Here is a 13,708-nt window from a genome sequence, read left to right as displayed (position 1 = left end):
GTTAGGGGTGTTTTTGTTGTTTTCATTCAAAAATAGTCGAATCAAACTCAGTTATATCAAGGGTTGAAGTCAATTATTCATGTGAGAAAGTTGAGTAAAGTTAATGAAATTCGCTACATAAAAAAACCTGGTATTTTTATTGAAGAATTAAAAAAATCCCTGAATAATAATGGTCTTCATTTTTCTTTTGCAGCTATAGGTGAGTCAAATATAAACACTTCTATTTTAAAAGTTAAACAATTCATCGTACGCCAAATGAATGAATAAATACACTATGGAAGGTTGGAAGAGTGACAAAGATGAGAAAAAATTACATAATGATGTTGGCGCTTATCCTTGCAATGCTTCTTACGCTGGCTGCATGTTCCCAAAAGTCTGAAACCGGTATGGATAAAACCGGTCAAGACAATTCCTTGAAAAGGGTGGAGGAGGCCCAAAAGCTGACAGTTGGGCTTTGTGCGGCATACCCGCCATTTGAATCCAGAAACGAAAAAACTGGTAAAATAGAAGGTTTTGATGTTGATCTTGCCAATGCCCTGGCCAGGGAAATCGGAGTGGATGTTGAAATCAAGGACGCAGAATGGCAAGCTCTTCTTGGAGGGCTGACTAAAGGTGATTACGACGTTCTAATTACATGCATGTCAAAAAAAGAAGCAGCAAAAGAAAACGTTAATATGAGTGATGTTTACTATAATTTAAATGACGTGGTTGTGGTTCGTGAGGATGAAAAATCCATTAATTCCCCGGAGGATCTTAAAGGAAAAGTTATTGGTGTTCAATTAGGTTCGGGGAGTGAGCAAATAGCGGATAAAATGCAAGGATTTAAGGAAATAAAAAGATATAATTATAACCCTGAAGCATTTATTGATTTAAAGAATAAAAGAATAGGCGCTGTTATAGTCGGCTACGCATACGCTGTAAACCAGATGAAGACGGAAAAAGGGTTCAAGATACTTGACAAGCCGCTTGAATCATCCGAAATTGTAATGGTTTTAAGGAAAGGCGAAGACACCCTGACCCAAAGGCTTAACGAGGCATTTGCAAATATTAAGAAAAATGGTGTTTATGATCAATTAATAGGAAACTGGCTAAAAGTATAATAATATTATAGATTGCCAGGGGGTGAACAATATGTTTACCCCCTATTTGCAGGGGTGTAAATTTGAATTTTGAAATAATCGCGGATAACTTGTGGTTTTTACTATCTGCTGCCTTATTGACAATAAAAATCACTATACTCTCGTTTATTGTGGCTTTGTTTATATCTTTTATTGTCGGCACCATGAGGTGCGAAAAAATACCAAATAGCGTTGAGAAAATGTTATCAATATATGTTGAAATATTCAGAGGGACACCGCTTCTAATTCAGCTCTTTTTTATTTACTACGGTTTGCCCTCTGTGGGAATTAACATGCCCGGATTTTTAGCCGCAATTTTAGGTCTTGCCCTTAATAGCGCCGCGTACATGTCCGAGATTATTAGGGCATCCATTAATGCTGTTCCCATGGGGCAAAAAGAGGCGTCATTTGTTCTGGGATATAATAGGTTCCAGAGTTTGCTCCATATCGTTTACCCCCAGGCAATACGTGTAGCCATACCCCCATTGATGAATTCATTTTCATCTTTGCTAAAAGAAAGTTCTCTCGTGTCAGTACTTGCTATTACGGAGCTGACTAGAATAGGAAACCTTATATATACCAGGACCTACAGGGCGTTTGAGATTTACCTGACCCTGGGGATTATATATTTTGTTATGACGTATACAGTTTCTGTTATCAGTAAAAAAATCGAGAAGCGAATTAATAAAGCTTATGTGAGTTAAAGGGGGGTGAAATGTGGGTAATCAAATATTGACAATAGCGGGTTTAAACAAGTCATTCAATGGTGTTAAGGTCCTTCAAGAAATTAATCTTGATGTGAATAATAGGGAAATTATATCAATCATCGGCCCCAGCGGTTCCGGAAAAAGTACATTGCTAAGATGTATCTGTAAGCTTGAATGTATTGATTCCGGTGTAATACTATTAAATGGACGCTCAATATATCAAAAAGATTTTGCAAAAAAACCGGGAACAAAAATAGGGATGGTTTTCCAACAGTTTAACTTGTTTCCACACTATACTGTCCTCGAAAATATTGCCAGGCCGTTGATGACTGTCAGGAGGATTGATAAAGAATCAGCAATAGAAACAGCTCGCACCCTTATAAGGAAAGTTAAGCTTGAAAATAAGGAAGCGAGTTTCCCCCGTCAACTTTCAGGCGGGCAGATGCAGAGGGTGGCTATTGCCAGGGCCCTTGCAATGAACCCTGATATAATGCTGTTTGATGAACCTACATCTGCCCTCGATCCAGAACTTTCAGGAGAGGTTTTTCAGACAATAATAGATTTGGCCCGGGATGGCATGACAATGATAATTGTTACACACGAGATGAGCTTTGCTGAAGAGATTTCCAATAGAATAGTCTTTATGGATCACGGAATGGTAATTGAGGAAGGGAATCCCGAAACAATTTTTCACAGTCCGGAAAAAGAAAGAACATTGAGCTTTTTAAAAAGAATTAGATTGATTAGTTAAGCTCCCACCGGGGCAATCAGTATTAGTCCCCTCAAAGCGCAAAGTAATTCTGATAGACATGTTTACACTGATTTTCCATTTGTCTTTTGTACCTTGTATCTTTTTCAGGCGTAGTGACGGATGTTTGTGGCTTTTAACCAAAAGCTGCAGCGAATTATCTACTTGAGAACGGTTTGCTGGTTAAGCTTTTTATAAGAGCGAACAAACTTTGTGCTGAATTCCGGAGCGTACATGCTTTATTCTTCATCACCGCTCATGTTTCTTCTCTCCCTTTTGGGAGAGTATTGTGTGGAACATTTGTTTGCCTGACAGTGATGAAAAAATATGACGGCAAAGGCGGTTAGGTTAAAAGACATTCTTTAAATTAATTTGTAATCCCGGCAACAGCGGGGAAGTTAAAATACCGTTTTTACCATATGCCTCAACAAGATTCCAGTTTTTTTCTCCAGAGGTAAAAACCTCTATTACTTTGGCGTCCGGGTCAATGATCCAGTATTCTTTAACGCCGTGGGTGTAATACATTTTACTCTTTTCCACTTTATCCCGGCTGGTCGTTGAGGGAGATAATACTTCTATTACCAAATCCGGTGCACCTTGAACATTATTTTCTGTAATAATACCCAGTCGCTCATTTGAAATGAACAAAATATCCGGCTGTGGCTTATCTGTCTCCGTTAAGATAACATCAGTTGGTGCGCCATATAATTCGCCGAGGTTATTATCGTCAATGAAGGTACCAATAATTTGTAATAGTTTTCTGCTTATTTTTTGGTGGGTAGTCTTTGGTGCCGGAACCAATATCAATTCACCCCCAATTAGTTCATACTGGTTGTCATCATTGATTTTTAAGTAATCTTCATAAGTGTAAAGCTGCTTGTTAGGAGTTTCTTGCATCATTTAAAACCCCCTTCATTTTTCTTCCGGAGCCGACTTAAATACCTTATATTTTTGTTCTTCAGCAAGCTAAAAGATAAGTTGGGGAGTTACCACTTTAATCTCCCGGCTATCTCATCATATATGTTTTCTCTGGTATCCACAAGGGCAATCACTATTAAAAGCTGGTATACACCCAAAAGTGGTAGCTGAAATGCTTGGGCATTCAACAACTAACCTTACCCTTGACACCTATTCACATCATTTGTTAAGCCTTTTTCAAACTCTACGCCCTTTGATTTTAATTCGCTCAACTTTCGCAGTGATCTAAGGCCTTGATATTTCTGGAGAATTTACTTCCTTATCATATACTTGTTCTAAATACTCGGCCCCAAAACCATGCATCATTTCCAATATGGGAATTATTTTTTTCCCAACTTCTGTTAGTCCGTATTCTACTTTTGGGGGAACAACAGGATATACCTTCCTGAATATAAGATTATCCTCTTCTAAACTTCTTAACTGCTGTGTCAGCATTTTTTGAGTAACATAAGGTAATCTTTTTTTAATGTCATTAAACCTGAGTGTTTTGTAACTTAAATACCACAGGATTAATATTTTCCATTTGCCGGAAATTATTTTTTGCACCATAATCATTGGACATATATCATATTTTACACATTTTTCCTTCATGTGGCATTCCTCATGCCGTTTCTCTTTATCGATCATTTTTTTCACCCCAATGCCTTAAGTATCTTTTTAGGTACTATAGCACAAAAAAGTGCCTACTTGCTAAAAAAGATACTATTTAGCTAATATTATAACACATATTATTACACACAAACGTACGTAGGTGCTCAAATTTTCCTGGTGCTTCCGACTCAGGCCATGCCCATCGCCGGCCACAGCAAGAAGGCGATCTACGGCACTAAGGTTGCGCCCCACATAGCGTAGCAGCTTACCGATGGCTTTGCGTATGGCCTTTCTTCCCGGGTTTCTTGTTGCGGACAATGCCTTGAGATAGGCACGAGCAATTTGACGATAAGTGCGCGGTCTTCTGCCTGGTTTACCAAGAGTCTTATGCAGGATGTCAATAATATCATCCAACTTCTCCCCGGCTTCGTTTAGCAATGTACTATTTTTAAAACGTATTTTTGGGGGAAGTGGAAGAAGCATAAAATTCTAAGAGAAAGGTGGCGGACGAAAAAGTTTATTGAGAACTGTCAAATTGACCATAAGTTAATGCTTTTCCGGAATTGATGGAAAATTAACGGATAAGGGAGGAAAGCGAGTATGACAAATCAAAAGAGGCTTGGATTATATAAGACCATGCTTTTGATCCGGCGTTTTGAAGATAAGCTTGTCGAGCTATGTAAAATCGAAAGAAAAATTCCCGGGATGATGATTCTCTGCACAGGCCAGGAGGCAGTGGCGGCCGGTGTGTGCGGCTCCCTTGAAAGAGATGACGTGATCATCAGCAACCACCGCAGCCACGGCCACCTGATCGCCAAGGGCGCCGATCCGAAACTGATCATGGCAGAAATCTTTGGAAAGCGTACGGGATGCAACAAGGGAAAAAGCGGCACCCTGCACATTGCCGTGCCCGAGGTAAACGCTCTCTGCACGACCACCGTGGTGGGCGGCGGTATTCCCATCGCCGTGGGAACGGCCTTTGCCCAGCAGTATAAGAAAAGTAATTGTGTAACGGTTTGTTTTTTCGGAAACGGCGCGGCTGATGAAGGCAGCTTCCACGAGGCTTTAAACATGGCCGCATTGTGGAACCTGCCTGTAATATTTGTTTGTGAAAACAATGTCTATTCCGGGGCGCAGAGGATGGAGGAGCATACCAAAATTAAAGATATTGCAGTGCGGGCGATGGCCTATGATATGCCGGGCGAAGTGGTGGACGGCAACGACGCTGCTGCAGTTTACGAGGCGGCGTTAAAAGCCAGGACGAGGTGCCTGGCCGGGGAAGGCCCGACCCTGCTTGAATGTAAAACCTACCGCTGGCGCGGTCACGGTGAAGCCGACCATCAGGTTTACCAGCCCAAGGAAGAAATTGCCGCCTGGATGGAGCGGTGTCCGGTGGATAAACTGCAAAAGGAATTGCTGCGGGAAGGTTTGATTTCGGAGCAGGAGCTTTTGACGATTGAAAAGGAGATAAACGAAACGGTGGAAAACTCCGTTCGCTTTGCGGAAGAAAGCCCCTGGCCGGCTCCCGGTGAGGCGCTCGAAGACGTCTACGTATAGAAAATCTTGAAAGGAGACTATACATGCAGAAGATAACAATGGGTCAAGCGGTTCAACAGGCCCTTCTTGAAGAAATGCGCAGGGATCTCGACGTCTTTATTGCAGGCGAGGGTATAGGTGTTGGAATCCATGAGTCCCCGTCGCTGCCTACTTTTGGACTTTTAAAAGAATTCGGGCCGGGCAGGGTTAAGGACACCCCGGTTTCAGAAGCCGCCATTGCCGGCCTGGCGGTGGGAGCTTCGGTAATGGGCCTACGGCCGGTGGTGGAAGTTATGTTTAACCCGTTTTTCACCATTGCTTCGGATCAGATTGTCAACCATGCCGCCAAGCTTCGCTACCTGTCCGGCGGCAAAAGCGCCTTCCCCATGGTGGTTCGGGTTAAGACCGGCGCCGGTTTTGGCGCGGGCTGCCAGCACTCCCACAACCTTGAGGCGTGGGTAGCCCACTGCCCCGGTCTTAAAGTTGTAATGCCGGGCACCCCGGCTGATGCAAAAGGACTTTTGAAATCGGCCATTCGTGACGATAATCCGGTTATTTTCATTGAGGACATGGCGCTCTATTTCGCCCCGGGGCCGGTACCTGAGGGTGAGTACACAATTCCCATCGGTGCGGCGGACGTTAAGAGGCCGGGCAGCGACGTGACGGTGGTAACCTGGTCCAAGATGCTGGGAGTGGCTTTTAAAGCTGCGGCCGCGCTGAGTAAGGACGGAATTGAAATGGAGATAGTAGATTTAAGGACGCTGGCTCCCCTGGACAAGTACACCATTCTTCAATCGGTACGGAAAACAGGCCGCCTGGTTGTACTGCACGAGGCTACCCGTACCGGCGGTTTCGGCGGTGAAATTGCCGCGCTGGTGGCGGAAGAGGCTTTTGACTCCCTCAAGGCTCCGGTTAAGAGGGTGGCGCCTCCCGATATACCAGTTCCCTTCAGCCCTCCGCTGGAACAGTTTTACATTCCCAATGAGGGCCAGCTCATTCAGGCTGTCAAAGCGATTATGGCCTGACGGTTTTCAGATAACACAGGGACGGTTCTAAAAGGGGACAGGAGTTTTGCGCGAAAAAAAGGCTCAACCGGCAGATATTGATATGCTGCTGTTGAGCCTTAACAATGCCTACGCGCGAAACTAATGTGCAAAATTTTTGATTGCCCCACAGAATGAAGTCGCGACTATTCCGAGCTATGGGATTTCAATTTTTTCGTATTGGCTTTTTACATTAAATTTTCCTGCTTTTTTTACTTAATGAACCGGAACAGGTCAAAAAAATTGCCGTTATATCATGCTTTTGCTTTGCAATAATGAAAAAAAATAAACCGCCCTCTGGCGGTAAGATTAAAAGACATTCTTTAAATTAATTTCTAATCCCGGCAACAGCGGGGAAGTTAAAACTCCGTCTGTATCATACGATTCAAAGAGATTCCAGTTTTTTTCACCGGGGGTAAACACCTGTACTGCTTTAGCGCTTGGATCTACAATCCAATATTCTTTAACACCATGATTGTAATACATTTTACTCTTTTGCACTTTGTCCCGGCTGGCCGTTGACGGCGAGAGTATTTCTATCACTAAATCCGGCGCGCCTTTAATGTTATCTTCGGTAATAATATCCAAACGGTTAGTGGATATAAAGAGTATGTCGGGCTGTGGTTTATCTGTTTCACTTAAAACAACATCTAGCGGGGCAGTAATAACTCTACCTAATTTGTTTTTTCGCACATAATCCCGTAGTGTAGCCGCCAGTTCCAGGCTAATTATTTGATGTATTGATTTTGGCGATGGAACCAAAATTAACTCACCCCCGATTAGCTCATACTGGTTGTCGTCATCAATTTTTAAGTAATCTTCGTAAGTGTATAGCTTGTTAGGAGTTTCTTGCATTGCCAGAAGCCTCCTTTTATTAAACTAATATATCGCATTCAAGTTATGCTGCTGTTCTTTTTCTAGCCCAATCAGTTTCTTATTGTTGTGAGATATTATACCAGTGTTTTGCTCCTGAGTAAACTGGGCCTCATTCGCAACTTGTGTGTCACTGAACACCTGTTCAATCCGCCAGGGATACCATTCACCGGACGGGAGAATAACATAAATCAACACAGGGTCAGAACCAAATCACCGTTCATGTTTGCGTAGTGGCCGACCATAACCGTATTCCCCTGGCGCCCTATAACCAAATCCATGTAACCACCGTTCTCTAGGAGGCCGTTGAAAAAGTCCATCTGCTGCGTTGCGGCTGCGGCCTCAATGCGGGAGTGTACTATGAGTACACTGAAGCTTGAGGCCTTGCCGCGCCTTGCATCTGGAGCTTTTTGAACGGCCTCGGGCGGTAGTTTATCAACACGGTTATTGCTTTTTCAATGTGTTTCTCAACACTCTCCTAGCTTCAGATAAAATTCTTCACCTTTGCCAAAGTCATTGAATTTCCGGTGTGTTTTTAGTATGCTCTCGACTGTAATCTGAAATTTTGTCATTATGCTGTCGCTCCCATATGTTGTATATAATTTTTAAGGCGAGAGTATTTAACCCCCGCCCAAATGTTTGACCATTTGTGATTAACTGGCACGCTTGCTCTTTTTAAATGCACCACAGCGCACACGATTGACTCACTCTCTACCTTCCTGACTGGAAAGCTCCACAGCTGTACGCTTATCCTGCGTCCAATCTATAGCAGGGGCAGCCGCCGCCGCGTCCAACGCTTCTTGTTTTGAGCTAAGAGTGTGAACAGATAAGCCGCTGCGCTCATGTGTCAAAACCCACTGCCGTTTATTCTCTACTCTATGGATTACTCCCTGATAGTTAAAACTTTTCCTTTGGCCATAAAATAGTAAACTCCCTTCGCTGCTTTAGTATTTGCTGACAAAAACAGCTAGAGGGTAATCCGTCGTGTAAATTCAGACCCTGCGGACTAGCTTTTTAAAATTAGCCCCTGGAGGCTAATCCCAGCCTTGAAGCCCGCATGAATACTGTTTGGTGCCGAAGAAGGGAGTCAAACCCTTACGGTGTTGCCACCGGCGGATTTTGAGTTTTACCCTGGGTTATATCAGCATTAAAAGCAATATCGCTGAGTCCATAATTTACGCGTTTTGGACGACTCAGCGATATTTCATTTAACACGGTAAAATTGGGTTATAAAAGTCCGATGGTAAAAAAAACGGTAGAAAGAATACTCAATAAGGGGGCCTGAAAACCTGTTCGTGGGTACCTACGTTTCTTAGTTGAATGATATTTTCTGATAAGCGTAATGTAATTCGAACAGACATATTTACGCTGATTTCCCAAATATCTTTTGTGCCTTGTATTCTTTTCAGGCGTAGTGATGGATGTTTGGGGTTTTTAACTAAAAGCTGCAGTGTATTATCAACTTGGAAACGTGTTTGCTGATCAAGTTTTTTATATGCCCGAACAAACTTTGTGCTAAATTCCAGAACGTACATGCTTTAATCTCCATCAACTTTATCGGCTTGCTGGTGCAAAAATTTGATGGCCTCGTCTACGTTTTCAAAATGGTGAACTCGGTTGGAGGCGAAATCCTCATCGGCTTCTTTTTCCGCCTCCTGCCATTCGGCCGTCCAGTACCAGGACTGGTCGTCATTGAAAACGGCTTCTTCTTCCAGCCTTCTGGCCAGTTCAAATTTTTGCTCAGGAGATAGAGCCTTAATTTCCTTCACCAGTTTTTCAATTTCCATTGCCATAAGGCGAACCTCCTTTGCTTCTGTAAAGCTGAAGTATCGAAAAAAAAGATTCATATACGGGCTTTTCTCTCTCTTATGATGTCGTCACTGAGCGAATCCTTGCAATTTTTCAACGCAAGGCGGGCTCGCAAATAACCATTATTAGGTTTCTGAAATTGGATTTTTTTATCCTGTTTCTTGAGGGTTAAAACGAGATCGTAGACCCGCAAAATATTGTGTGGACCCAGCGACTCTATTTCTTTTATTAAACGTTCTTTGGCTTGCACGGAGAACACCACCTTCTCCATTGCTTACATATTAACTTATTAGCCCCGGAGACACAACTACGGGGTGCTTTATTTGGTGAAGCTCCAGTAATCTTTGCCCCCACACTCCGGCTTGGGTTAATTCCAACAAGGTTCTTTTTTCTCCAGAGGAGGAATTTTATTTTTATGGCAAAGGATGTTTTGCTCAAAGTTCTAATGGACAAGCCGGTTTCTTACCATGCGGATTTTGCAAAAGCATTGGGAAGCGTTACAGCTGGGCTTTTTCTTTGTCAAGCAATTTACTGGACGGGAAAAGGTTCTGATGATGACTGGTTTTATAAATCACGTGATGATTGGAAAAATGAGCTTGGTATGTCACGCAAAGAGCAGGAAACGGCCAGGAAAAAATTGAGGGATGAGGGAGTTTTACAGGAACAAAAAAAAGGTTTACCGGCCAGGCTTTATTATTGTATCAGTCCAAAGTATCAAATCACGCTCCAGGGCACTCCCAGCCATACGGTTGCTTTGGGCGCGGACGTGCACGGCAACATCACCAGGCTCAACAACGTTTTGGCCGAAATGCCGAAGAAACTGGAGTATTGCCTGGAACATCTCAAAACCCTCCGTCAGCAGATGGAAACGGCCAAGAAAGAAATTGATATCCCCTTTGAAAAGGAGCAGGAGCTGCAAAGCAAATCCGCGCGGCTGCATGAACTGAACATTCTGCTTAATATGGACAAGGCGGAAAACGAGATCATGGACGACGGGCCGGATGAGAACCTGGATATTCCCGCAAAAAAGGCCGTGGGCTATGAACGGTAATTGCTGAACACACATTAATAGCTTTGACTTTCTATTTTCTCAAGGCTTACAGTAAACAAAAACCGGGAAAGAGGCACGTAATGAAAGAACCTTTTAAATTCCAGACCCTGCCGGAACGGATTGCGGCGCTGTTTACCGAAATTCATAGCGACACCGCTATTGACTTGCTGCACAACAATGACGAGTATGGCCAGCTCCATCAAAGAAAAGGAGAACTCACGGAGCGGCACCCTTTCATTTCGGCTGTTCTGGAGGGTGAGGGGCCGGTTGCTCTCAGCAGGGAAGAACATAAAATCCTTACGGATTACCTGGATACAGCAACCCGCATGGAGGACATGGAGCGTATGCAGCTTTATTTTCGCGGGCATACGGGCAGTTTTTCCTATCTCAAAAAAATCGGCGCACTATAGCCGCATTGCAACAACTCCTTGAAGAAGCATCGGAAGACAAAGTCCGGTGCTTTTTGCGTTCGGAGGTGATCGTTATGCCCTATGTGGCCCCGGAACAAATTAAGCGAGCCAAACAGATGGATCTGCTGACCTATTTGCAATATTACGAACCGCAGGAGGTGGTTCACTTTTCCGGCAACGTCTATACCACCCGCAGCCATGACAGCCTGAAAATATCCAACGGGAAGTGGTGCTGGTGGTCCCGTGGCATTGGCGGGCGCTCCGCCCTGGATTATCTTATCAAGGTCCGGGGCATGACGCTCCCCGAGGCGGTCATGCGGATAGACGGGCAGGCAGTTGTTGAGCCGCCTGTCCCGTCAAAGGCACGGGAACCCGCCGAGCCGAGAAGGTTGCTGTTGCCGGACGAAAACAAAAGCAACGACCGCGTAGTTGCCTATCTCAAAGGGCGCGGCATACACAGCGCCTTGATTGGTTACTGCCTTGAAACCGGACGGCTGTATGAAAGCCGCTACCGCCGCAACGCGGTCTTTGTTGGCTTCGAACCGCAGGGCGTTCCCCGCTACGGCGCGCTCCGGGGTACATCCGGCAGCCGGTTTATGGGGGACGCAAGCGGCAGCGACAAGCGCTTCTCCTTCTCCATTCCGGCAAGGGATAAATCCACCAAGCTGCACCTGTTTGAAAGCGCCATCGACCTTTTGTCCTACGGCACGTTGGAGCTGCTTTCCGACAGGGATTGGCGGCGGGAAAACTGTCTGTCTCTGGCGGGTATTTACAAGCCGAAAAAGAATATCGAGGAAAGCACCCTGCCCGCCTCTTTGATGCAATACCTCAAGGATTACCCGCAAATAACCGGAATTTCCCTGCATCTGGACAACGACGCACCGGGAAGGCTGGCGGCGGAGACCATTAAGGCCATCCTTCCCTCCACCTACACCATTTCCGATGAGCTGCCCTCACGTGGGAAGGATTACAACGATTATCTCAGGATGGTATTAAGGATACGGCAGCCAAATAGCATTGAAAGATGATTGCTTTTTAGATACTTTAAAAAAAATACAAATTTCTTGATTCATGTTATCGTATATGATAACATGATGATGAGGTGAGGCATATACTAAGATTAGAGGTGTATCATGGATTGGCAGGTAGAATACTATAAAAAGGAAAACGGAGATATTCCCGTACTGGATTTTCTGCTGTCGTTGGAAGCAAAAATGCGGGCAAAAGCCTTTAGCGAAATAGAACTGCTGGAAAAGCATGGACCTGAATTAAGGGAACCATACGTCAAGCCCGTAAAAGGCAAAGGCCTTTTTGAATTGAGAATCAAGTTCGCCTCGGATATCAGCAGGATTTTCTATTTCACATACCACCAGAAGACTTTTGTGCTGCTTCATGGTTTCACCAAAAAAACTCAAAAAACTCCGCAAAGAGAGATTGAACGGGCACTGCGTTATAAAGAAGATTATGAAAGAAGGTGTGACAATGAGTAAGGCAGGAGCAAAGTTTTCCGAAGTGAAAGAGCTTTTGATGAAGGACGAAGAATTCAAAGCTGAATACGAAAAGCTGAAACCGCGCTATGATGTGATTTCACAAATCATTGAAGCACGCACCAGCCAAAATATTACCCAGGAAGAATTGGCGCTTCGGGTTGGAACCCAGAAATCCAATATCAGCCGCCTGGAAAGCGGAACGTATAATCCATCCCTGGACTTTCTGTCCAAGGTTGCCCGCTCCCTCGGCAAAGAGGTACAGGTTACGCTAAAATAACTATTGCGAGAAGCTATAAAGAAGTGAGTGATAGCACAGATGATTAAAAAAAGGCACTGAGAGATCAGCGCCTTTTTTATGTATTGAAACGAATAAATGCGCTTTTGCGCTATTATATTATTATACATGAGTATCAGGTTAAAACAGGAACCCCATCTACCAATTGGTGGTAGGTAATGGTGGTGGTTCCAATGCAGGCGTTCAAAAGCCTATTGAATAATTGCCCCTTGAATTTGCGGCGATTAAACCGATAGCAATACTCGTTGAAGTATGCCTGTAAGTGCTTTGAATCCAGTCCGTGATAAGTCCCTGCAATCAAAGTTTTGAGGTTTGAAATCGCGGTATGTAACCATTTCAGGTGGTCAGGATTTTCATTCGGGTTAAACTCTTTGCTGTACACTGTATAGCCTTCTTTTTCCAGACAGGGATAGCTTCTGTGTAAATCCGAAGAGATAACTGAACCTTGTTGAATCAGTCCTTTTACCGTATCAGCCAGTGTGCTTGCCCTAAGGTTCTCAATCACGGAGGCTTTAATATACTGTGGACGGCCTTGCTTATCCAACGACAGACCAATAAGAGCTTTTGTTTTGTCAGTTCCCCGTCCCCGTTTTCCGCCTTCAGTGGGGCCACCAAAAAAGGCATCATCAAGTTCAACAATACCTGCCAACAGATAGTAGGCGTCACGATCACCCATAGCCTTACGGATTTTGTGTAACATCAGCCACGCTGTGGGGTAACTGACTTCAATGTCTTGTTCAAGCTTTCTGGCTGCTATGCCCCTCTTATCATGGGCAGTCAGGTATATTGCCAAAAACCATACATCCAGTTTTGTGTGAGATTTATGCATTATAGTACCTGCAGTCACCGATGTTTGATATCTACAAGCCTTGCACTCGTACAGTTTTCGGGTACCGATATAATAGAACTGGTCATGGCCACACTTTGGGCAACGATACCCCTCTGGCCACCGGATCTGAAACATATGCTTGCAGCAAGCATCTTCATCAGGAAATTTATCTTTGAATTTCCTCAGACTCATGGTTTCTTGCTGTGACATATTATCACCCCGAACGTATA

The 13,708-nt window shown here is 44.1% G+C and carries 18 protein-coding genes; 11 read left to right on the top strand and 7 right to left on the bottom strand.

All coding sequences use genetic code 11. The annotated features are described in order from the left end of the window. Positions 1–81: 81 nt before the first annotated feature. The 4 genes from DCCM_RS18315 to DCCM_RS09385 all read left to right on the top strand — a co-directional run bounded on the left by DCCM_RS18315 (position 82) and on the right by DCCM_RS09385 (position 2,576). On the top strand, positions 82–267 hold the full coding sequence (locus DCCM_RS18315) for a hypothetical protein (RefSeq protein ID WP_128739121.1): 186 nt from the start codon (positions 82–84) through the stop codon (positions 265–267). Between the two features lie 32 nt (positions 268–299). Beyond that, positions 300–1,100, top strand: coding sequence for an ABC transporter substrate-binding protein (locus DCCM_RS09395; protein WP_104372129.1), 801 nt, complete (start codon positions 300–302; stop codon positions 1,098–1,100). A gap of 62 nt (positions 1,101–1,162) precedes the next feature. After that, positions 1,163–1,822, top strand: coding sequence for an amino acid ABC transporter permease (locus tag DCCM_RS09390; RefSeq protein WP_104372128.1), 660 nt, complete (start codon positions 1,163–1,165; stop codon positions 1,820–1,822). A gap of 25 nt (positions 1,823–1,847) precedes the next feature. Further along, positions 1,848–2,576 (top strand): amino acid ABC transporter ATP-binding protein, encoded by a 729-nt coding sequence (locus DCCM_RS09385; protein ID WP_104372140.1) that lies wholly within the window; start codon positions 1,848–1,850, stop codon positions 2,574–2,576. 345 nt (positions 2,577–2,921) lie between these two features. Here the strand turns inward: DCCM_RS09385 and DCCM_RS09380 are convergent, their stop codons facing one another. After that, positions 2,922–3,470, bottom strand: coding sequence for a Uma2 family endonuclease (locus tag DCCM_RS09380; RefSeq protein WP_104372139.1), 549 nt, complete (start codon positions 3,468–3,470; stop codon positions 2,922–2,924). A gap of 306 nt (positions 3,471–3,776) precedes the next feature. Continuing rightward, positions 3,777–4,178, bottom strand: a complete 402-nt coding sequence (locus DCCM_RS09375; RefSeq protein WP_104372127.1) for a winged helix-turn-helix transcriptional regulator — start codon at positions 4,176–4,178, stop codon at positions 3,777–3,779. 564 nt (positions 4,179–4,742) lie between these two features. Here DCCM_RS09375 and DCCM_RS09365 point away from each other — a divergent pair. Both DCCM_RS09365 and DCCM_RS09360 read left to right on the top strand, forming a co-directional pair. Beyond that, the gene (locus DCCM_RS09365; protein ID WP_104372126.1) at positions 4,743–5,699 is read left to right on the top strand and encodes a thiamine pyrophosphate-dependent dehydrogenase E1 component subunit alpha; all 957 of its coding nucleotides are present in this window, start codon (positions 4,743–4,745) and stop codon (positions 5,697–5,699) included. Between the two features lie 23 nt (positions 5,700–5,722). After that, positions 5,723–6,703, top strand: a complete 981-nt coding sequence (locus DCCM_RS09360) for an alpha-ketoacid dehydrogenase subunit beta (protein WP_104372125.1) — start codon at positions 5,723–5,725, stop codon at positions 6,701–6,703. Between the two features lie 327 nt (positions 6,704–7,030). Here the strand turns inward: DCCM_RS09360 and DCCM_RS09355 are convergent, their stop codons facing one another. The 4 genes from DCCM_RS09355 to DCCM_RS09340 form a co-directional block, all read right to left on the bottom strand. Then, the gene (locus DCCM_RS09355; protein WP_104372124.1) at positions 7,031–7,576 is read right to left on the bottom strand and encodes a Uma2 family endonuclease; all 546 of its coding nucleotides are present in this window, start codon (positions 7,574–7,576) and stop codon (positions 7,031–7,033) included. A 1,286-nt stretch (positions 7,577–8,862) separates the two neighbouring features. Further along, the gene (locus DCCM_RS09350; protein WP_104372123.1) at positions 8,863–9,129 is read right to left on the bottom strand and encodes a type II toxin-antitoxin system RelE/ParE family toxin; all 267 of its coding nucleotides are present in this window, start codon (positions 9,127–9,129) and stop codon (positions 8,863–8,865) included. 3 nt (positions 9,130–9,132) lie between these two features. After that, positions 9,133–9,387, bottom strand: a complete 255-nt coding sequence (locus tag DCCM_RS09345) for a calponin homology domain-containing protein (protein ID WP_104372122.1) — start codon at positions 9,385–9,387, stop codon at positions 9,133–9,135. Between the two features lie 50 nt (positions 9,388–9,437). Then, positions 9,438–9,653: a hypothetical protein gene (locus DCCM_RS09340; RefSeq protein ID WP_104372121.1), complete on the bottom strand. Its 216-nt coding sequence runs from the start codon at positions 9,651–9,653 to the stop codon at positions 9,438–9,440. A gap of 165 nt (positions 9,654–9,818) precedes the next feature. On the opposite strand from DCCM_RS09340, the gene DCCM_RS19255 reads away from it, so the two are divergent. From DCCM_RS19255 to DCCM_RS09315, 5 genes are all read left to right on the top strand, one after another. After that, the gene (locus DCCM_RS19255) at positions 9,819–10,454 is read left to right on the top strand and encodes a hypothetical protein (RefSeq protein WP_231702719.1); all 636 of its coding nucleotides are present in this window, start codon (positions 9,819–9,821) and stop codon (positions 10,452–10,454) included. 80 nt (positions 10,455–10,534) lie between these two features. Next, on the top strand, positions 10,535–10,864 hold the full coding sequence (locus DCCM_RS09330) for a DUF6664 family protein (protein ID WP_104372120.1): 330 nt from the start codon (positions 10,535–10,537) through the stop codon (positions 10,862–10,864). Between the two features lie 74 nt (positions 10,865–10,938). Continuing rightward, the gene (locus DCCM_RS09325) at positions 10,939–11,892 is read left to right on the top strand and encodes a DUF3991 and TOPRIM domain-containing protein (RefSeq protein ID WP_104372119.1); all 954 of its coding nucleotides are present in this window, start codon (positions 10,939–10,941) and stop codon (positions 11,890–11,892) included. A 105-nt stretch (positions 11,893–11,997) separates the two neighbouring features. After that, positions 11,998–12,354, top strand: coding sequence for a type II toxin-antitoxin system RelE/ParE family toxin (locus tag DCCM_RS09320; protein ID WP_104372118.1), 357 nt, complete (start codon positions 11,998–12,000; stop codon positions 12,352–12,354). Further along, a complete protein-coding gene (locus DCCM_RS09315; protein WP_027364629.1) occupies positions 12,347–12,631 on the top strand; it encodes a helix-turn-helix transcriptional regulator in 285 nt (94 codons plus the stop codon). Before DCCM_RS09320 ends, DCCM_RS09315 begins: the two co-directional genes overlap by 8 nt. A 133-nt stretch (positions 12,632–12,764) precedes the next feature. Here DCCM_RS09315 and DCCM_RS09310 read toward each other — a convergent pair whose 3' ends face one another. Beyond that, positions 12,765–13,688: an IS1595 family transposase gene (locus DCCM_RS09310; RefSeq protein ID WP_104372117.1), complete on the bottom strand. Its 924-nt coding sequence runs from the start codon at positions 13,686–13,688 to the stop codon at positions 12,765–12,767. Between the last annotated feature and the right edge of the window lie 20 nt (positions 13,689–13,708).

The sequence above is a fragment of the Desulfocucumis palustris genome (assembly GCF_002933875.1).
GTDB classification, from domain to species: Bacteria; Bacillota; Desulfotomaculia; order Desulfotomaculales; family Desulfocucumaceae; genus Desulfocucumis; species Desulfocucumis palustris.
The sequence above is the reverse complement of the archived record's forward strand: the minus strand, read 5'-3'. Positions and strand labels throughout refer to the sequence as shown.

Excerpts from the sequence above, each read along its gene's own strand:
- DCCM_RS09395 (WP_104372129.1), top strand. The coding sequence starts at position 300 with ATGAGAAAAAATTACATAATGATGTTGGCGCTTATCCTTGCAATGCTT.
- DCCM_RS09380 (WP_104372139.1), bottom strand. The coding sequence starts at position 3,470 with ATGCAAGAAACTCCTAACAAGCAGCTTTACACTTATGAAGATTACTTA.
- DCCM_RS09375 (WP_104372127.1), bottom strand. The coding sequence starts at position 4,178 with ATGATCGATAAAGAGAAACGGCATGAGGAATGCCACATGAAGGAAAAA.
- DCCM_RS09365 (WP_104372126.1), top strand. The coding sequence starts at position 4,743 with ATGACAAATCAAAAGAGGCTTGGATTATATAAGACCATGCTTTTGATC.
- DCCM_RS09360 (WP_104372125.1), top strand. The coding sequence starts at position 5,723 with ATGCAGAAGATAACAATGGGTCAAGCGGTTCAACAGGCCCTTCTTGAA.
- DCCM_RS09355 (WP_104372124.1), bottom strand. The coding sequence starts at position 7,576 with ATGCAAGAAACTCCTAACAAGCTATACACTTACGAAGATTACTTAAAA.
- DCCM_RS09350 (WP_104372123.1), bottom strand. The coding sequence starts at position 9,129 with ATGTACGTTCTGGAATTTAGCACAAAGTTTGTTCGGGCATATAAAAAA.
- DCCM_RS09345 (WP_104372122.1), bottom strand. The coding sequence starts at position 9,387 with ATGGCAATGGAAATTGAAAAACTGGTGAAGGAAATTAAGGCTCTATCT.
- DCCM_RS19255 (WP_231702719.1), top strand. The coding sequence starts at position 9,819 with ATGGCAAAGGATGTTTTGCTCAAAGTTCTAATGGACAAGCCGGTTTCT.
- DCCM_RS09330 (WP_104372120.1), top strand. The coding sequence starts at position 10,535 with ATGAAAGAACCTTTTAAATTCCAGACCCTGCCGGAACGGATTGCGGCG.
- DCCM_RS09325 (WP_104372119.1), top strand. The coding sequence starts at position 10,939 with ATGCCCTATGTGGCCCCGGAACAAATTAAGCGAGCCAAACAGATGGAT.
- DCCM_RS09320 (WP_104372118.1), top strand. The coding sequence starts at position 11,998 with ATGGATTGGCAGGTAGAATACTATAAAAAGGAAAACGGAGATATTCCC.
- DCCM_RS09315 (WP_027364629.1), top strand. The coding sequence starts at position 12,347 with ATGAGTAAGGCAGGAGCAAAGTTTTCCGAAGTGAAAGAGCTTTTGATG.
- DCCM_RS09310 (WP_104372117.1), bottom strand. The coding sequence starts at position 13,688 with ATGTCACAGCAAGAAACCATGAGTCTGAGGAAATTCAAAGATAAATTT.